19 protein-coding genes are annotated in these 18814 nt (G+C 53.7%); 13 read left to right on the plus strand and 6 right to left on the minus strand.

Going from position 1 to position 18814, the window contains the following annotated elements; all coding sequences use genetic code 11:
- Positions 1 to 13: 13 nt before the first annotated feature.
- Both citC and citG read left to right on the plus strand, forming a co-directional pair.
- Positions 14 to 1024, plus strand: coding sequence for a [citrate (pro-3S)-lyase] ligase (citC, locus tag VA597_RS06500; RefSeq protein ID WP_326975558.1), 1011 nt, complete (start codon positions 14 to 16; stop codon positions 1022 to 1024).
- Complete coding sequence (gene citG, locus VA597_RS06505) at positions 996 to 2384, plus strand: triphosphoribosyl-dephospho-CoA synthase CitG (protein ID WP_326975560.1); 1389 nt, start codon at positions 996 to 998, stop codon at positions 2382 to 2384. Before citC ends, citG begins: the two co-directional genes overlap by 29 nt.
- Positions 2385 to 2832: 448 nt before the next feature.
- On the opposite strand, the gene VA597_RS06510 is transcribed toward citG, so the two are convergent.
- The 3 genes from VA597_RS06510 to feoB (VA597_RS06520) all read right to left on the minus strand — a co-directional run bounded on the left by VA597_RS06510 (position 2833) and on the right by feoB (VA597_RS06520) (position 5594).
- On the minus strand, positions 2833 to 3078 hold the full coding sequence (locus VA597_RS06510; protein ID WP_128741989.1) for a spore coat protein: 246 nt from the start codon (positions 3076 to 3078) through the stop codon (positions 2833 to 2835).
- 12 nt (positions 3079 to 3090) lie between these two features.
- Positions 3091 to 3276, minus strand: a complete 186-nt coding sequence (locus VA597_RS06515; protein ID WP_128741990.1) for a hypothetical protein — start codon at positions 3274 to 3276, stop codon at positions 3091 to 3093.
- 158 nt (positions 3277 to 3434) lie between these two features.
- A complete protein-coding gene (gene feoB / locus VA597_RS06520) occupies positions 3435 to 5594 on the minus strand; it encodes a ferrous iron transport protein B (RefSeq protein WP_128741991.1) in 2160 nt (719 codons plus the stop codon).
- 300 nt (positions 5595 to 5894) lie between these two features.
- Between feoB (VA597_RS06520) and VA597_RS06525 the strand changes: the two genes are divergently transcribed.
- The 4 genes from VA597_RS06525 (at position 5895) to VA597_RS06540 (ending at position 10678) form a co-directional block, all read left to right on the plus strand.
- Positions 5895 to 7310, plus strand: a complete 1416-nt coding sequence (locus VA597_RS06525; RefSeq protein ID WP_326975561.1) for a putative bifunctional diguanylate cyclase/phosphodiesterase — start codon at positions 5895 to 5897, stop codon at positions 7308 to 7310.
- 157 nt (positions 7311 to 7467) lie between these two features.
- A complete protein-coding gene (locus VA597_RS06530) occupies positions 7468 to 8298 on the plus strand; it encodes an MBL fold metallo-hydrolase (protein ID WP_128741993.1) in 831 nt (276 codons plus the stop codon).
- Between the two features lie 254 nt (positions 8299 to 8552).
- Positions 8553 to 9869 (plus strand): putative DNA modification/repair radical SAM protein, encoded by a 1317-nt coding sequence (locus tag VA597_RS06535; protein ID WP_128741994.1) that lies wholly within the window; start codon positions 8553 to 8555, stop codon positions 9867 to 9869.
- Positions 9854 to 10678 carry a TIGR03915 family putative DNA repair protein gene (locus VA597_RS06540; protein WP_128741995.1) on the plus strand — a complete coding sequence of 275 codons (825 nt, stop codon included), beginning with the start codon at positions 9854 to 9856 and terminating at the stop codon, positions 10676 to 10678. Before VA597_RS06535 ends, VA597_RS06540 begins: the two co-directional genes overlap by 16 nt.
- Here the strand turns inward: VA597_RS06540 and plsY are convergent.
- Entirely contained in the window at positions 10662 to 11354 is a 693-nt protein-coding gene (gene plsY, locus VA597_RS06545) for a glycerol-3-phosphate 1-O-acyltransferase PlsY (RefSeq protein ID WP_128741996.1), read from the minus strand. The two genes, VA597_RS06540 and plsY, sit on opposite strands and share 17 nt — an antisense overlap.
- 324 nt (positions 11355 to 11678) lie before the next feature.
- On the opposite strand from plsY, the gene VA597_RS06550 reads away from it, so the two are divergent.
- Entirely contained in the window at positions 11679 to 12095 is a 417-nt protein-coding gene (locus tag VA597_RS06550; protein WP_128741997.1) for a secondary thiamine-phosphate synthase enzyme YjbQ, read from the plus strand.
- On the opposite strand, the gene VA597_RS06555 is transcribed toward VA597_RS06550, so the two are convergent.
- Positions 12082 to 13017, minus strand: a complete 936-nt coding sequence (locus VA597_RS06555; protein WP_128741998.1) for a DUF1848 domain-containing protein — start codon at positions 13015 to 13017, stop codon at positions 12082 to 12084. The genes VA597_RS06550 and VA597_RS06555 overlap by 14 nt on opposite strands.
- Positions 13018 to 13299: 282 nt before the next feature.
- Here VA597_RS06555 and VA597_RS06560 point away from each other — a divergent pair, with 282 nt between their 5' ends.
- The 6 genes from VA597_RS06560 to VA597_RS06585 all read left to right on the plus strand — a co-directional run bounded on the left by VA597_RS06560 (position 13300) and on the right by VA597_RS06585 (position 17646).
- Positions 13300 to 13512 carry a FeoA family protein gene (locus VA597_RS06560; protein ID WP_128741999.1) on the plus strand — a complete coding sequence of 71 codons (213 nt, stop codon included), beginning with the start codon at positions 13300 to 13302 and terminating at the stop codon, positions 13510 to 13512.
- Positions 13513 to 13533: 21 nt separating this feature from the next.
- A complete protein-coding gene (locus VA597_RS06565; protein ID WP_128742000.1) occupies positions 13534 to 13755 on the plus strand; it encodes a FeoA family protein in 222 nt (73 codons plus the stop codon).
- 56 nt (positions 13756 to 13811) lie between these two features.
- A complete protein-coding gene (gene feoB / locus VA597_RS06570) occupies positions 13812 to 15944 on the plus strand; it encodes a ferrous iron transport protein B (protein WP_326975562.1) in 2133 nt (710 codons plus the stop codon).
- Between the two features lie 40 nt (positions 15945 to 15984).
- On the plus strand, positions 15985 to 16167 hold the full coding sequence (locus VA597_RS06575; RefSeq protein WP_128742002.1) for a FeoB-associated Cys-rich membrane protein: 183 nt from the start codon (positions 15985 to 15987) through the stop codon (positions 16165 to 16167).
- A 49-nt stretch (positions 16168 to 16216) separates the two neighbouring features.
- Positions 16217 to 16627, plus strand: coding sequence for a metal-dependent transcriptional regulator (locus VA597_RS06580; protein WP_128742003.1), 411 nt, complete (start codon positions 16217 to 16219; stop codon positions 16625 to 16627).
- Positions 16628 to 16716: 89 nt separating this feature from the next.
- The gene (locus VA597_RS06585) at positions 16717 to 17646 is read left to right on the plus strand and encodes a LysR family transcriptional regulator (RefSeq protein WP_128742004.1); all 930 of its coding nucleotides are present in this window, start codon (positions 16717 to 16719) and stop codon (positions 17644 to 17646) included.
- A 145-nt stretch (positions 17647 to 17791) separates the two neighbouring features.
- Here VA597_RS06585 and VA597_RS06590 read toward each other — a convergent pair whose 3' ends face one another.
- Positions 17792 to 18688, minus strand: coding sequence for a LysR family transcriptional regulator (locus VA597_RS06590; protein ID WP_128742005.1), 897 nt, complete (start codon positions 18686 to 18688; stop codon positions 17792 to 17794).
- Positions 18689 to 18814: the final 126 nt, after the last annotated feature.

Genomic DNA, 18814 nt, shown 5'->3' on the forward strand with positions numbered 1-18814 from the left:
AAGGATTCATACCATGGAATTTATTTATACAAGACCGGTTATGGGGGAGCTGAAGGAAAAGACAATACGGTTTCTGCACGGGGCTTCGCTGGATTTTGACGAAGGCTCCGAATTTACCGTCAACCTGATGGAAAACGGGGAGATTTTGGCGACCGGTTCCCGGCAGGGAAAAGTTCTGAAATGCCTTGCCGTTTCGAAAGATGCCCGCGGACGTGGACTTTCGGCCCTGATCGTAACGGAACTCGTCAGGGACGCCGTATCGGCCGGTTTTACGCATCTGTTTTTGTATACAAAGCCGGAAAACGGCCGGATATTTGAAACGCTCGGATTTTATCCGGTGGCGGGCACGGACGATGTTCTGTTGCTGGAAAACGTAAAAAGCGGTGTTGAAAAATTCGTAAACAGTCTGGAATGCCCTGTCAAAAAGGGAAAAATCGGCTGTATCGTTGCGAACTGCGATCCGATGACAAAAGGCCATCTCTATTTGGTCGAGACCGCCGCCCGCTCCTGCGACTTTCTTCATCTGTTTATCTTATCGGAGGATTGCAGCCGGTTTCCCGCAGAGGTACGCATGATGCTGGCGAGGCAATCGGTGGGACATTTGCGTAACGTTGCCGTTCATCCTACGGGTGATTATCTGATTTCCGCGGCGACATTTCCCGATTATTTCATCCAAGACAAGGCATGCGCGGAAAACATTCACTGCATGCTGGATCTGACCATCTTTGCTCAAAAGTTTGCAGGACTTTTGCATATTACGACGCGGTTTGTCGGTTCGGAACCGTTCAGCCCAACGACGGATTGTTACAATCGCGTCATGAAGGAATATCTGCCGTCGCAGAAGATTGAGGTTGAAATTGTGCCCCGCCTGGAAATAGGCGGTTTGGCGGTAAGCGCCGGCCGTGTCCGCGAATTGCTGAAGAAAGGAAAATGGGAAGAAATCCGGGAGCTTGTCCCTCCGGCAACCTACGATTATCTGAAAAAGGCGGATTGGTATGAGAGATGCGGACGTACGGAAGCATGAAACGGATCATGTGGCTGATATAGCCCTGAATAGAATTCTGGATGCGAGGGAAAGGCGCGCAGATTTTCAGCGCGAGATGCTGGACGAGTTTGGGCGGCCGCTGATCAGTTTTACCCTTAATATACCAGGGGCCTTTAAAACGTTCCCGTTGGCGCGGCAGGCCTTTTTGGAAGGCAAGTTTCAGATTATTCGACAGATGGAGCGGGCGGGGATACCAATCGTCGATTACCGGGACTTGTCCGGAGACGCCGGCTTCTGCGGCATCTGGGCGCTGGATGCGGATCCCATGTGGATCAAAAAGCTGTCGGTTTCCATCGAGGAAGGCTGCGAAATCGGGCGGCTGTTCGATATTGATGTACTGCGTGCGGACGGCAGAGGGATTTCGCGGCAAGATCTGGGCCTCCCGATGCGGCAATGCCTGATTTGCAATTCGGCGGCACACGTCTGTGCACGGAGCCGAAGACATTCGGCGGAAGAGCTCGCACGCAAGACGGAGGGGGCTCTGCAGGATTATTTCGACAGACGCTTCGCGGATAAAGTGGCAAGCTCGGCGCTTCGTGCCCTTCTATATGAGGTGGCAACGACCCCGAAGCCGGGCCTGGTCGACAGAAGCAACAGCGGCGCGCATCAGGACATGGATTTTTTCAGCTTCATCGACAGTGCCTCCGCCCTTATACCGTATTTCCATGCTTGTGTAATGAAAGGAGCGACATTCGAAGGGACGCCGGAACAGCTTTTCCGGGCGGTTCGCTACATCGGCCAGGCAGCTGAGGGTGCCATGTTCGCCGCAACAGGTGGTGCCAATACACATAAAGGGCTGATTTATTCCCTCGGACTGATTTGTGTGGCGGCGGGCCGATTGCACCGCAAAAAAGGAAAGGTAAAGCCGGAGGACCTGATAACTCTTTGTTCCGAGATGGCGCAGATTTCTCTGGAAGAATTGAAGGAGAGGAGAAACTCCGCGCCGATGACGCACGGCGAAACGGCTTTTTCCCGTTATGGTTTTCTGGGCGTCAGGGGAGAGGCTGCAAACGGGTTCCCTAACGTGAGAAACATCGCGCTCCCAATTCTGCGCAGCTTGCTAAAACAAGGTGTTTCCTTTAACGATGCTGGGGTGGTCACTCTTTTACACTTGATTGCGAACGTAGAGGATACGAATATCATAGCACGTACGGACAAAGGAACATCGGAGTCTGTACGTCAAAAAGTCAAAAACCTGCTTGACAGTGTGACTGACATTGAGGAACTTCTTCAGGCCGCGAACTGGATCGACGAGGAATTTATTGCGCTGAATATCAGTGCCGGCGGGTGTGCGGATCTTCTGGCACTTTCATTTATGCTGATTTTCCTGTTTCCGTAAATCTATTTTCACCCGCAGAATGCCGGCGAGCTTCAAACACAGGTACGTTTCATAGGAGAAAAATTTCCATCCCAATTATGAGATTGGTGTTGTATGCTCGTGGATCGTTATCCCGTTTCTTAATGGAAGAAGCGGTTGATTGGTTATCTTGTCAACCCCAAAAGTTCTGTTAAAGCAAGCGATAGGGATGCGATAATCATACTGAGTCTTGAACAAGAGAGTAATTGGCTTGTTAAGGAGAAGCGTGCGGTAAACAGCAATCATAGCGGTACGCACAGAGGTTTCTACAGGGAAACGGCGCAGACGTTGAAGCTTGTTAATATCACGGTCTTAATAATAGGTTCAAGCAGCGGAAGATATAAAAAAAATCCCTCGCTCTTTTTATAAAGGAGCGAGGGATTGTACTTCCATCTGATATAGAATTACCAACGGCCGGGTCCTTGAAGAGTCAGCCTTGCATTTGAGTTTTAATCTGCTGAATCTCCTGATCGTTCGCCTGCGCGGCGGGTTTATAATAACCCTTCGATTCCGCAAGCTTAAAAAGTTCATACTGCGACGTTTCACATTTATTGCGGATTTGCTGGAGCGTGGACCGCAGATTCTGGTTTTCGCATTCCGAAATTGCGTTGGCATAAAAAGTCAGGCTGCTTTTCTCCATAGAAAGGGCATCATTCACCATTGCTTTTTCTTGCATTGTTACCATCTCCTACTGTAAAAAAGTCATGAGCTGCTGTTTTGTACTCTTGGCATCCTGAGCAGATTTTTCAAAAAATGATTTGACCTGCGGGTCCGTGGCCTGCTGAGCGTAAGTCTGCATTTTTTCATATGCAGTATCGTGAGCCCCCAGCATATGCCGCAAATTTTGCAATTCCGTCTGATTTAACTGAGACATGAAAACAATCCTTTCTGTATGAATTTCTTGTTATATTTTGTTTCCTATTCTGCCTTTTATACGAAAATTTATTGATAAATCCGGCGAGCGGTCCGATCCTTTCGGACGGCGGCCGGTCCACGCCTTGCAGTGCCAGAGGCATGGATCGACGGGGCGATTCATACAAGTCCTAAAAGCCGGGCTGTATTGGCAACCAGGAAGCAGACGACAATCCCCGTAACCGTTGGAATGGTGAAGCCGAGAGCGGTCCACTTTGCACTCTGCGTTTCTTTCCGGATGGTCAGGCAGGTCGTGCCGCAAGGCCAGTGCAGAAGGGAAAAGAGCATGACGCACACGGCGGTCAACCAGGTCCAGCCATGACTGACGAAAAGAGTATGGAGCTGCGCGAGGCTTTGGTAATCCGTCAGGGTCCCGGCCGCCATATAGCTCATGATAATAATCGGCACGACGATTTCGTTCGCGGGGAAACCGAGGATAAACGCCATCAGGATATAACCGTCCAGTCCCAACAGCTTGGCGAAGGGGTCCAGAAACCCGGCGCACTGTGCTAGAAGGCTGGCGCCTCCGACATGAATGTTGGCGAGAAGCCAGATGACGAGCCCGGCCGGAGCCGCGACAACAACGGCGCGCCGCAGCACGAACAGCGTCCGGTCAAAAATGGAACGGACGATCACCCGTCCGATCTGCGGGCGGCGATAGGGGGGGAGCTCCAGATTGAAGGAGGACGGCATCCCTTTCAGAATTGTTTTGGAGAGAAATTTCGAGATCATCATGGTCATGAAGACCCCGAAAATAATAACGGAGGTCAAAGTCAGCGCGGAGACGGCCGACTGGAACGGCCCGGCCGCCGCGGCCGCGAAAAACATGGTGATGACAGTGATCAGCGTGGGGAACCTTCCGTTGCACGGAACGAAGTTGTTGGTCAGGATAGCAATCAGCCGTTCTCTTGGGGAATCGATGATCCGGCAGCCGATTACGCCGCAGGCGTTGCAGCCGAAACCCATGCACATGGTTAAGGATTGCTTTCCGTGCGCGGACGCCTTGCGGAAAAAGTTATCCAGGTTGAATGCGACGCGCGGCAGGTATCCCAAATCTTCCAGCAAAGTAAACAAAGGAAAGAAGATCGCCATGGGAGGAAGCATGACGGAAACAACCCAGGCCAGGGTCCGGTACATCCCTTCGACCAGCGGCCCTGTGACCCATTCGGGGGCGGAAATCCAATGGAAAAAGTCCAGCAGGCGGTCTTCCACCCAGAACAGTCCGTCGGCGATCAGCTCAGACGGCACATTTGCCCCCGTGATCGTAATCCAGAAGATTCCGAGCAGCAGTAAAATCATGACCGGGATTCCGGTGGCTTTGGAAGTAAGTATTTTATCGATTTTCCGATCTCGCTCCGCATACTCTTTCTTTTCATAGACAATGGTTTCGCGCCCAATTGCTTCGCAGAGTTCAACGATCTTTGTAACGACGCAGTCACGGAATGAATCGCCTGTAATGCCTCCCTGTCTCAGCTGCTCTTTTGCTTCCCGGAGCCGCTCTGAAACAGATTTTTCCGCAAGAATGTCTTTTCCCAGATAATTTCGCATGGAACGCAGCAGGCTTTCATCGCCGTCCAGCAGCTTGAGCGCCACCCAGCGGCTGTTCAGCTTTCCGTCCAGTGAATCTTCCAAAACCGGCTGGAGCATGGAAATCGCCCGTTCGATTTCATCCCCATATGCGATGGTAAGCGGTTGGATTTCACTGCTGTCCCGGGTTAAGTCCGCCACGGCATCCGTCAGGCGGTTCAGCCCCTTTCCGCTCCGGGCGCTGGTTCCCACAACGGGGATTCCCAGCTTTTGAGACAGCCGTTCCAGATTCACCCTGATCTTTTTCTTTTTCGCCTCGTCGAGCAGGTTGACGCACAGTATGACCCGTTTTGAAATCTCCATGGTCTGAAGGACAAGATTCAGGTTGCGCTCCAGACAGGTGGCGTCGGCGACGACCACTACGGCGTCCGGGGCTCCGAAGCAGATAAAGTCGCGCGCGATTTCCTCTTCTTCCGAATTTGCCATCAGGGAATAAGTGCCCGGAATATCGACAAGGACAAAGTTCGTATCCTGATGCCTGTATCTGCCCTGCGCGTTGGCCACGGTTTTCCCCGGCCAGTTTCCCGTGTGCTGATTCATTCCCGTCAGGCTGTTGAACACCGTGCTTTTTCCGACGTTCGGGTTCCCGGCCAGCGCCACCACTTTATCGTCCGCGGTTTCCCGTTCGATTTGCAGTACGCCGCCGCAGCTGCATAAAACCCCGGCGCCTGTCGATTCTCCTGTCAATCCCAATGTGGTTCCCTCCTAATATGGTTCTGTTTAGGAATATATCATTGCAAAAAAGTTGGGCGCATCCACATGGTCGATATTCCATGCGGCGGCCCGATAGAGGCCTTTTATTTTGTTTCACTAGGCTAATATATGGTTCCTTTACTGAAAGTGCTACTATTATTTCCTGTCCGTAAGGAAGACGCCGGATTGCGCGCTGGGGAAGCCGGCTGACCCGAACTTCGATGTAACCGCGTTTACGTTATAAATGTATAAAAAACGGAATACCGGCGGAAATTAACAAGAAAGGACGGTGAAGGAACAATGAAGCCGAAGCGTCGCCGCAGCGCGGCGCGGCCGGTTTTGCTGGCTGCGTGGATTCTCGCTTTGCTCAAAATGCAGGAGAACCGGAAGCTCCTGCTCTCCCGGCAGGAGAGGCTGTCGTATGAAGATCCGCTGACCGGCGGAGCGAATGAAAAAAAATTCGTGGAGGAGGCGCGGCGACTTCTCAGGCCGGCGGACAGGAAAAAATATGCGCTGATTGCCTTTCATGTGAGGGGATTCGGAGTAATTAACGAGATTTTCGGCTATCGCAACGGAACGAGGGTACTTCAGGGAATCCATTGGGTATTTGTTAAGAATCTTGGAAAAGACGAGCTGAGCGCACATGTTTATGCCGACCGATTTTTGCTTTTGCTGGCATGCCGGGACAGAGCCGGTTTGACGGAAAGACTGAATCGGATTTGCGCGGACCTGAAAAATACCATTGAGTTTTACGGGATCCACTATGAACTGTCTCCGGCGTTCGGAGTCTGCGAATGCCCGGTCGGTGCTGCGGAAGATGTGCAGGAGCTGATCAGCCGCGCCGTAATGTCCCTGAAGGCCGATCATTTTCCGGACTGCCCGCCCTGCGCCTTTTATGAGGACCGGATGCGGATCGGCCGCATGACGCTGAAAAATATGGCGGACCGCCTGGTGCCGGCCTTGGAAAACCACGAATTTGTGGTGTACTATCAGCCGAAATATTCCACTGCTGGCGAGACGCTGTTCGGCGCCGAGGCTCTGGTGCGCTGGCGCACGGATCCGAATACCCTCGTGCCGCCGGGCGAGTTTATTCCCGTATTTGAGCGGAGCGGAAAAATCGCGGAGCTGGACCGCTACGTGTTCCGGCAGGTTTGCCGTGATCTTCGGAGGTGGCTGGACGAGGGAAAGGAGGCGGTGCCGGTTTCCGTCAATCTGTCCCGCGTCAGCCTGCTGAATCCTTCCGTTGCGGGTGAATACCGCGGGGAGGCGGCAAAATTGGACGTACCGTCGGGTCTGTTGGAGCTGGAAGTGACGGAGAGCGCGTTCGCGCAGGATGCGGCGGTCCTCGAAAAATCTATGAGAAGACTGAGCGCCGCCGGCTTTTCACTTTCCGTTGACGATTTTGGCTCCGAGTACTCCTCGCTGAAAATGCTGTACGATGTTCCGGCGCAGACGATCAAGCTGGACCGGGATTTTTTAAACGGACTGGGTTTCGGGGAGCGCGGGGAAGCGGTTGTTTCCTCTGTCATCGGTCTGGCGGAACAACTGCATATGTCGGTTGTGGCGGAGGGCGTGGAAACAAGAGAACAGATGGAATTTCTGAAAAAGATCCGCTGCATGGCGGTACAGGGCTACTATTTTTCGCCTCCTGTCCCGGAAAGGCAATTCGCGGCTTTGCTGCCGGTAAAAGGGATAAAAAACGGTCCGTTTGAGTGAAATTGCGTGGAATCTGCGGAAGTTCCGAGGTATAATGAAAAAGAGTTCATCTGTTCTAAGGAACGCTTTATGCCGGGATGCGGTCCGGCACGGTGATGCGCCGATGGATCTGTCTCTGCCTGGGGCGCTGGAAAAGGAATGAAACGGAGGTTCGGCTATGCTGCGGCTGATCGTTCTTTGCGATAATTATGTGCGCCGGGCCCGTCTGCTCGCGGAACACGGGCTTTCCCTCTGGATTGAGAGAAACGGGACGGGAATTCTGTTCGATGCGGGACAGACGGACGTGTGGCTGAAAAATGCCCGGATCCTCGGTCTGCAACCGGAAACCGCCTCTGCGGTCGTTTTGAGCCATGGGCATTATGATCACTGCGGAGGGCTTGAATTCTTTCCGTTCCGAGACAGCGAAGCGATGGTTTATGTCACCCCTCAGGCGTTTCAGAAAAAGCTGGCGCTCGACGGGAGGGGCGCGTACCGTGATGTCGGAATGCAGTGGAAGCCGGGAGACACGCCGGAATCGGAAGGCCGCATTGCCAGCACGGAGGGCAAAACGGAGATCCTTCCCGGAGTCTGGACCTTGGGAAATGTCGGAAGCTATAATTCCTTCGAGCCGGTGCAGGACTGTTTCTTTACGGAGAAGGATGGGGAAAGGGTCCCGGACCGGATGGACGACGAACAGATTCTTGTGGCGAAGGAAGGAGACGAACTCGCGGTTTTCTCGGGGTGCAGCCACCGGGGAGCCGTCAACTGCGTGGAACACGTTCGCAGCTGTTTCCCCGGAAAGAAAATCCGGTTTTTAGTGGCGGGAATGCATTTAAGCGGCGAAGGAGAAGACCGGATTCGGAAAACCGCGGAGTACTTTGCCGGGTCCGATCTGGAAAAAATCGTTCCGCTGCACTGCACCGGGATTCCGGCGGCCGCGCGTCTGAAGCAGGTCTTAGGAGACCGCTGCGTTCTGAGCTCGGTGGGGGACAGGATCGATCTCTTCTGAACCGGGAAAAAATGTCTTGACTAAACTGGAAGATTATGTTATACTATCTAACATAGTTTAGTTGTGATGCATGGCGCTATGAATGAAATGGGCAACCACATAAAACAAAGGCGTTTCAGAAGATTTGTTTCTGGAGTGCCTTTATTTCTTTCTGAAATCGGTACGTGAATCCGCACCGATTTTTTATTTTCCCCTTTACAAGAACGTATGTTCTGTGATATGATGGAGGAAAAGAGCACGCGGGAGGAAACGGCATGGACCTGTTCGATAAACTGAAAATACTGACCGACGCAGCGAAATACGACGTGGCCTGTACTTCAAGCGGTGTGGACCGGGCCGCCGGACGCGGGGGGATCGGGAGCGCGGAAGCCTGCGGGATCTGCCACACCTTTGCGGCGGACGGGCGCTGCGTGTCCTTGCTGAAGGTCCTCATGACCAACAAGTGCGTCTACGACTGCCGGTACTGCGTCAATCGGCGCTCCCATGAAACGCCGCGAACCGAGTTTTCTCCCCGGGAGCTGGCCGACCTGACGATCGGCTTTTACCGGCGCAATTATATCGAAGGGTTGTTTTTGAGTTCCGGCGTGCTGAGAAATCCGGATTACACCTGTGAGCGGATGATTGAAACACTGCGGATCCTGAGAGAGGATTATCGCTTCTGCGGATATATCCATGCGAAAGCGATTCCCGGGGCGGACCGGTCGCTGATCGAGCGGCTCGGACTGCTCGCGGACCGGATGAGCGTCAATATTGAGCTTCCGTCGCATCAGAGCCTGTCGCTGCTGGCGCCGGACAAGAGCAAGGTTTCCATTCTGGGGCCGATGGGCGGGATTCGGGACGGCATCCGGCAGAACAGGACGGAACTGGTGCGGTACCGGCACGCTCCGAAATTCGCGCCGGCGGGGCAGAGCACGCAGATGATTGTCGGTGCGACTCCCGACACCGATTACCGCATTCTGAATCTGGCGCAGGGGCTTTACAGGAACTACGGCCTGAAACGCGTTTTTTACTCCGCCTATCTTCCGGTTGTGGAAAACAGCCTGTTGCCCGCCGTTGGGACAAAGCCCCCGCTTCTGCGGGAACACCGCCTGTATCAGGCGGACTGGCTCCTCCGCTATTACGGCTTTTCCGCGGATGAGCTTCTCGACCCGCAGCATCAGACGTTCAACCCCTATGTGGACCCGAAATGCAATTGGGCCCTCAATCATATGGAGGCGTTCCCGGTGGAGGTCAACCGCGCGCCGAGGGAACTGCTGCTCCGCGTTCCCGGGATCGGCGTGACGGGCGCGAAACGGATTTTGACAGCCAGACGGACCGCTTCCCTGAGGCCGGAGGACCTGAAAAAGCTGGGCGTTGTGTTGAAAAGGGCGCAGTATTTCATCACCTGTAACGGAAGATCCGTGCCCGGCCTGAGGCTGACGCGGGATTCGATCCTTCGGGCGCTTCTGTCCGCGCGCGAGCTGGATCTCTACAGCCGCGACCTGCCCTGGGAGGACGCGCCGCAGCAGCTGTCGTTTTTCGGCGGGCCCGGACCGGAGCGGGAGGAGGTGAGGAAATGGCTCGCGACGTGATCTACCGCTACGACGGCAGCTTTGAGGGACTCCTGTGCTGCGTGTTTGAGAGCTATGACCGCAGGGAAATCCCGGCGGCCGTTCTTTCTCCCGACGACGTCCAGACGACGCTGATTCCGGAGCGGGAAATCGTCGCCGACGCCGCGAAAGCCGCGCGGGTCGCCGCGTCCATCCCGAGGAAAATCGGGGCGGGGGCTCCCGGTTTTGTCCGGCGCGCTTTTCTGACCTGCCTGCCGGGGAAGGAACGTGAAATCCTGCTCTTTCTGCGCCTTGGATATCGGTATGGTCCGCAGGTGATGAATCTGCTGACAAATGAAACGGTCCACACGCTGAGCCGTGCGGTTGAATTTCTGGACCGCGAATCGCATCTGCTGAAGGGCTTTATCCGGTTTTCGGAGTTTAACGGCGCACTCGCGGCCGAAATCGAGCCGAAAAATTTTGTTCTTCCACTGCTTGCGCCGCATTTCCGCGCAAGATTTCCGGAGGAACGGTTCCTGATTTTTGACCGCGCGCACGGAGCGGCGCTGGTCTGTCAGCCTCATCGGGCGGCGATCCTTCCGGTCGAAGGTCTGGAACTGCCGGACCCGGATGAGCGGGAGAGGGAAACGCGGGCCCTGTGGCGGCTCTATTACCGGACTGTGGAGGTCGAGGGGAGGCACAATCCGGTCTGCCGCAGGAGCCACATGCCAAAACGCTACTGGAACTGCATGACGGAGTTTTGCGATTCTGAACCGACGGGGTCAAAAAATCCCACCCCGAAGGACAAAGGGCGGGAGAAAGGCGGTTTGCCGTTCATCTGTGGATTTTAAGCTTCTTTTCCGTTCCGTTTCTCAGCCTTTTGATGTTTTCCCGATGCTTCCAAATCAGCAGGGAAGAAATCAAAAAAGCAAAAATCGTCGTGATCCAGACATAGGACTGAGGCACGGCCGCCCAAGCGATGTAATCCTGAAAGTAGAGAAACAGGAAGTTGGAAATCGGAAAGGAAACGGCTGCCAGAATGGAACCGAGGGATACGATTTGAGAAATCGCGAATACCAGGATGAAAATGCTGATGGCGACGGTGAAAAGCCGCCAGTCCAGCAGCAGCAGCATTGCCGCGGAGGAAAGGACGCCCTTTCCGCCCCGGAAACCAAAGTAAACGGGATAAATATGGCCGATCATGCAGAAAAGGCCGGCGAGATAAGCTCCGTACTGGGCAAAATAAGGAGGCATCCCGGAAAGGGCTCCGATGTGCAGAAAAATCAGCCGGCCGGCGCAGACGGAAGCGGCACCCTTGCCAAAGTCGAAAATCAGCGTCAGAATTCCGGCCTTGACCCCGACGGAGCGCAGCACATTGGTCAGGCCCGCGTTTCCGCTGCCGAGCGTTCGGATGTCTGTGTTATTGTAAAGCCTTCTCGTGAAAATGATGGAAAAGCTGATGCTTCCAAGAAGATAGGACAACACCGCGACAATCAGAGCGGACGCGGCGATCGAAAGGTCCGGCATAATGAAATTCTCCTCCCGTTTGAAAGGCCTCCCACGCAACACGGACGCGGCGTCCGCGGCAATTTCTGCCGGGCAGAAAGCCATGCAATTATCATAGCACCGACACCGTTTATTTTCAAGGAAATGATTCGATTCGTTGGTGTGAGGGACCTCTTACGGGCCCTGTGTCCCTTCCCGCCCTGTTTTGGCGGAAGGTTCCCTTCGGATCGCCCCGTTTTTTCCTCTTGCGGACGGGCAGGGTGAGAAGTACAATTAAAAAAGTTCGAACAATTTATAGAAACCGAAATCATCCATCGTTATGGAGCTTAGAATGGAGAATTCAAAATGAAATCATTCCGGAAAGAACTTTTTTTCCATCTCCCCACCCGGAGGGGGATCGTCAACATCACCCCGCAGGTGGAAAACGCCCTGAAGGAGAGCGGTATTCGGGAAGGCCTTGTGCTGGTCAATGCGATGAACATTACCGCGAGCGTATTTATCAATGACGACGAAAGCGGGCTCCACCAGGATTTTGAGGACTGGCTGGAAAAGCTTGCGCCGGAAAAGCCGTACAGCCGCTACCGCCACAACGGTTATGAGGACAATGCGGACGCGCATCTGAAGCGCACGATTATGGGTCGGGAAGCGGTTGTGGCGGTCACGGACGGGAAACTGGATTTTGGCACCTGGGAACAGATTTTCTATTTTGAATTTGACGGCAAAAGAGATAAACACGCCCTGGTGAAGATCATAGGAGAGTGAGCTGTTCTTTTTTCAGCGAGGCGGTTTTTCGGTTGGTTACCCGGTCCGATTCAAGCAGAGGGCCCGTCAGCAGAGGGGAGAGCGGGTCGTGATTTTCAACGCGTTTCCGCACCGCTTCGTCCCCGGCGCAGGCGTAGCAGTAAAGACAGCCGTGGCGGCAGGTGTCGTAGGCGCCGATGTCGATGCTCTGGATGCAGCCGCACCCGGGGCGCTGATTCCGGTCCTTTGCCCCTTGAATCGGGCAGCAGGCCAAACGTTCGATCCGGTTTTGGTCGATGCAGCGGGCGCGCCCGATTCCATACCGGGAAAGATCAATTGCTTCACAACAGGTTTTCAGTGCAATACCATGCCGGAGCGCCGTCTCGGCAAATCCCGAAGCGACCTCTTCCATTTTTTCAGGCGTGATTTCACGTGTCAGCTCGGAGGCACGGCCGCCGTTTTTTCTGTACCGGTCCACAAAACTGAAAATGCATTCTTCCGTCGAATCCCCGATTTGTTCACAGAGTCGGCGAAATGCCCTGCGGTGCCATTCAGGCGTCAGCTCGCCGGTCAGGATGACGGGATCATACCGCCAGACGATGCGCTCCCGGCCGATTTCCCGGCTGAGCCTGCGAAAAGCTTTTAGCAAAAGGTTTTTCTCGGGCAGGAACCGCTCTATTTTTCCGTTATAGGGATTCAGCGTCAACTGAAAGTAGAATTCATAACCCATTCTGCGGATTGCATCCAGTTTGTCCATCATAGGCGCGGGGTTTTTGGTCCAGAACACGATGCAGTCGACCGTATCCGGTGAGAGCGCGATGCGCGACACCTGCCTGAGGTTGATTGGGTTGCGGACCAAAGCATAGCCTTCCACCAGCCGGCGAAAGAGCCAGTCGGAGTAGAAAGCGGGAAGATCGGTTCTTCTGCTTGCGGATAAAATCATGGCTTCCTCCCGGTGAAAAAATGGTATGGCGAATGTCTGTCTTGCTCGGGTTTATGAAAACAATAAATGAATTTGCAGATTTTGATCATTCATTTTTTAAATGTTTCATCCGTGTTACTTTAGGTTAGCATAAATCGACCACTTTGGCAAGAAAGTCTGTAGAAACGCTTGACAGGCATGGTTAGCGGTGGTAAACTAAAATCAGGAAAGAGGTTAGCGAGACCTAACCTCTTGTAAAAAGGGCAAGAGTTAACCGATGCTAACTTAAAGGAGGAAAAGGATATGATGCCTCTGACGATGGCGAGAGCCGGGGATACGGTGACGATCCGGAAGATCAACGGAAAGGACGAGACACGGCAGCATCTGGCCGCGATGGGTTTTGTGGAATGCGGCCTGGTGACGGTGGTCAGCGAGCTGGCGGGGAATCTCATCCTTCAGGTGAAGGAAAGCCGCATCGCGCTGGACAGAAGCATGGCGAACCGGATCATGATTTGAAAGAGGAGAGCGATCAATGCTATGAAAACACTGAAAGAAGTAAAACCGGGAGAAACCGTTGCAGTCAAGACGCTTACCGCGACCGGCCCCCTGCGGCGGCGTATCATGGATATGGGCATCACGAAGGGGACGGCGATCTCGGTCCGCAAGGTGGCGCCGCTGGGGGACCCGATCGAAATCACGGTCCGCGGATATGAGCTGTCCATCCGGAAGAATGAGGCAGAGCATATCGAAGTAGCGTAAATTTTTCTGCGGGGAAGTTAGCAGAGGCTAATTAATTGAAGGAGGGTTTTTCACAGATGGGGATAAAAATAGCGCTTGCCGGCAACCCGAACTGCGGCAAAACGACCATGTTCAACGGCCTGACGGGAAGCAGCCAATATGTCGGGAACTGGCCGGGGGTCACGGTCGAAAAGAAGGAGGGAAAGCTGAAAGGGAATAAGGATGTGGTCATCACCGACCTGCCGGGGATCTATTCTCTTTCGCCCTACACGCTCGAGGAAGTCGTCAGCCGCAACTATCTGATCAATGAAAGGCCGGACGCCATCATCGATCTGGTCGACGCGACGAATCTGGAACGCAACCTGTACCTGACGACGCAGATTCTTGAGCTTGGGATCCCCGTTGTGATTGCCCTGAACATGATGGACGTGGTCAAGAAATCCAAAGACCGGATCGACACGGAGAAGCTTGGCGCGGCGCTGGGATGCGAAATTGTCGAAACCTCCGCTCTGAAAGGGACCGGCTTGCGGGAGGTCACCGAAAAGGCGATCCGCCTTGCGCGGGAGAAGAAAGAATTTCATTTCCAGTGCGAATTCAGCGCGAAGATCGAAGACGCGCTGAAAAAGCTCTCCGAGCTTTTTGAGGGGACTCTTGAGGCCCCGCGCGCGAGGTGGTATGAGGTCAAGCTGTTCGAGCGGGATGAAAAGGTGCTCGCGGAGCTCTCCATGACGAAGGAAAAACGCGGGCGGCTGGAAAAAGTCGTAAGCGAGGCGGAAAAGGAGCTGGATGACGACAGCGAGACGATCATCACCAATGCGCGTTACGAATACATCTCCAGGCTGACGGCGAACTGCCTGCACAAAAAGCAGAGAGCCCTTTCGACCTCCGACCGGATCGACCGGGTCGTGACCAACCGGTTTCTGGCGCTCCCGATTTTCGCCGCCGTCATGATCCTGATGTACTATATCTCGATCACGACGATCGGCGGCATGGCGACCGACTGGGTCAACGACACGCTGTTCGGGGACTGGATCCCGAACGCGGTGACGTCGGGCTTGCAGGCGATCGGCGCGGCGGACTGGCTGCAGGGGCTGGTCATCGACGGCATCATCGGCGGCGTGGGGACCGTGCTGGGCTTCGTGCCGCAGATGCTGCTGATTTTCTTCTTTCTTTCCGTTCTGGAGGATTCGGGGTACATGGCGCGGGTCGCGTTCATCATGGACCGTATTTTCCGCCGGTTCGGGCTTTCGGGAAAATCCTTCATCCCGATGCTGATCGGAACGGGCTGCGGCGTGCCGGCGATCATGGCCGCCCGGACGATCGAGAATGAAAAGGACCGCCGCATGACCATCATGCTTTCCACCTTCATTCCGTGCACGGCGAAGACCGTCATCATCGGCATGATCGTCTCGACGTTTTTCCCGCGCTCGGTGCTGATCGCGCCGGCCATGTATTTTCTCGGCATCGCCATCATTGTGCTCTCGGGCATCGCGCTGAAAAAGACGAGCTATTTCGGAGGGGACCCGGCTCCGTTCGTCATGGAGCTTCCCGCCTACCATATCCCGTCGTTCAAGGGCGTGCTCATTCACATGTGGGAACGTTCCCGCGCCTTCATCATTAAGGCGGGCACCATTATTTTCACCGCCTGTGTGATCATTTGGTTCCTTTCCAATTTCAGCTGGAGCATGCGGATGGTCGATATTGAGCAGAGCATTCTGGCCAACATCGGCAACGCGATCGCGTGGTTCTTCGCGCCGCTCGGCTTCGGCAGCTGGAAAGGCGCGGTGGCGACGATCAGCGCGGAGATGGCGAAGGAACAGGCGATCAGCACGCTGGCGGTCCTGAACGGGGTCGCGGACGCGGAAAACGACGCGCTGGTTTCGCAGGGGATCGCTTCCATGTTCACAACGATGGGCGCGTTCTCGTTCATGCTCCTCAATATTTTCGATCCTCCCTGCATTGTCGCGATGTCGACGACCATGCGTGAGATGGGCAGTAAAAAATGGGGCTGGATCGCCATCGGCTATCAGGCGCTGGTCGGCTATCTTCTCGCTTTCGTCAGCTACCAGCTTGGAAGCCTGTTCTTCGGCGCATCGTTTGGATTCGGCCAGATTGTCGCCGTTCTCGTCGCGGCAGCGGTGATTTACCTGATCGCCCGTCCGGCCCGCAAGGACAGCACGCAATACCTGGAGACCAAGGTGCATGCATAAGCGGATTGGAAGCAGTCATTTGTAGAAGGAGGCGGATTTTATGAGTCTCGGTACGATTTTAGTAACGGCAGTCATCGCCGTGCTGCTTGGGCTGGCAGTTCGTTATCTTGCGAGGAACGGCGCCTGCTCTGCGTGCAGTGACGCGAAAAGCTGCCGCGGGAACTCCTGCGGCGGGGAGTGCGGCGGCTGTCCGCACTGCGGAGCAGAAAGCCGTTCAAAATAAAAGCTGGGCACAGACTCCGTCTGTGCCCAATACTTAAGGAGAATCCGAAGTGGAGCTGTCGAGCACACATCTGCGGTATCTGTATACCATTTATGAAATTTCACTGGCGGCTTCAGATGTCAGGTCCGCCAGCGTTGCCGAACGGATGCAGGTAACCCGCCCCTCCGTCGCCAGAATGCTCGGTGTCCTGATTCAAAAAAAACTGGTGACAAAAGAACTGTATGGAAAAATTCATCTGACGGACAGCGGCCTTTTCATTGCCGGGAACTTTTACAGGAAGGTGCAATTCCTAAAAAGCCGTATCCCGCTGATGAGCCTTTCTTTGACGGAAGAGGAAGCATTTGAAGCGGCCTGTGCGATGGCATTCGTATTTTTGGACAAGGAGTTGGGAATAGGACCGCGCTTGCGGGGGGAAACCTTTCCTGACCCTCGGACGCCGATCAATCCGCCGCAAACCTGAAATCAGCCGTTGGAAGCTCTGGCTCCGGCTCTTTGCTATTTTTTTGAAATCATTGTATAATCATGGCATGGGTTTGGAGGCGGATGGATATGACTCTTCAACAGTTGAAATATGTCATAAAAGCTGTGGAGTACGGTTCTATTACGGAGGCGGCCAAACAGCTTTATATTACACAGCCCAGCCTCTCGAATGCGGTGAGAGAGCTTGAAAGTGAGCTTGGCTTTGAAATATTCAGCCGTTCGGCAAAAGGGATCGCTCTCACGATTGACGGCGCGGAATTTTTGTCTTATGCCCGGCAGGTTGTGGAACAAACGGAGCTTCTTGAACAGCGGTACATGGGGAAAAAACCTTCCCGCCAGCTATGTTCTGTATCAACGCAGCATTACGCGTTTTCAGTGAATGCCTTTGTGGAACTTGTTAAAGAGAGCAATGCGGATGAATATGAGTTCATCCTCCGCGAGACCCGAACTTATGATATTATCCAGGATGTTATCAACATGCGGAGCGAGATCGGGATTTTGTATCTCAGCGATTTCAATGAAAAGGTGATCTCCAAACTGCTGAAGGAAAATCGGCTTGAATTTCACCTCCTGTTCGAGGCGGCTCCCCATGTGTTTGTCAGCGCGTCAAATCCTTTGTCGGCAAGAAAGTTTGTTACTTTAGAGGACCTGGAAGATCTGCCCTGCCTCTCTTTTGAACAGGGGGAGTACAATTCCTTTTATTTTTCAGAGGAGATTTTAAGCACGATTTATCATAAGAAAAGGATCCACGTCAGCGACCGCGCGACGCTTTTCAATCTGTTGATCGGGCTCAACGGCTACACGATCTGCACGGGGGTTCTCAGCTCCGATCTGAATGGGGAGAATATCGTGTCCGTTCCGCTTGTAACAGCTTCTGAAGAAAAAATGAAAATCGGCTGGATTGTAAACTCAAAAGCGGTTTTAAGCAGTGCGGCGGAAAGTTATATCTTCCATTTAAAAAAGCTGATACGGGACTATGGATTTGAAATTCTGGAATAGCGGACGCCCGTTTCGGAATTTGACCGGAACGAGCGCTTTTAGATTGGTATAACATTGGCCCGGCAGACAAAACAAAGACGGCTTTCCCGAAGATCCGGTGAAAGCCGTCTTTGTTTTTAAAAAATTCTCATGCATCGTTACAATTTTACAAGTCCGTGGAAGAGCCGGCTCCATGAAGAGAATCATGCGCATGTTTGAGAAAGAAATCGATGAAATATTTACTGGCAATGGGAAGAATGTTCCGGTTCTTCATGACAAAACCGACTTTTCTGGTAATGGGCGGAACGGTGGGAAGGCTGACGATGTTGAAGTTCATCTTCTTGAGTGCCAGATCGGGCAGGATGCTGACGCCCACATTGGCTTCCACCATGGAGCAAACGGAAAAGTTGTCATGCATCCGCAGCTTCACATGCGGTTCCAGACCCAGTTTGTGGAAAGCCTCCAGCGGCTCGCTCAGACAGCCCATTTCCAGCAGAATAAACGGTTCCTTTGCAAGCTGCTCCAGCGTAACCTCCTTTTGAGCGGCCAGAGGGTGACTGGGGTGAACAATGGCTTTATGGCCGCCGGTGGTTATGGAAATGGTCTCTAGGTCGCTGACGGCGTCCGGATTGATAAAGCCGAAATCGATTTCCCCCGCATGCACCCACTGCGGAATCGTTGTATAGTCGCCCTGATGGAGCAGAAAACGCACATTGGGATAGAGAGTCAGAAATTGTTTGATGACGGCAGGCAGCCACTGGCTGGAATAGCTGGAAAACGTACCCATCCGAATAAGGCCGCTCTCCAGGCCTTTCATTTCTTTTGTCTTTTCTATCATAGCACAGTAATGATTCACCGCGCTTTGAATGTAGGGGTATAGTTCCTTTCCCTCCGGGGTCAGCTTGACACCGGATCGGGAGCGGTGCAGCAGCTGGAGGGAAAGCTCCGATTCCAGGGACTGAATCATTTGGCTGACTGCGGACTGTGTATACCCCAGATCGTTGGCGGCGCTGGTAAAGCTTCCGGTTTCCACAATTTTCATCAGCGCCAGATATCGTTCCATCGTTTTCCCACCCTCTCGAATAAGCATTTCTAATTCAAATATAAGAAAGATTCGTTTTAATTATTCTTAGGATTAGTATATACTTGTAATGAAAATAAATCAAGGCAATTCGTTCCTTCAGCAGCG

It is taken from the genome of Caproicibacter sp. BJN0012 (assembly GCF_035986805.1).
Lineage (GTDB): Bacteria > Bacillota > Clostridia > Oscillospirales > Acutalibacteraceae > Caproicibacter.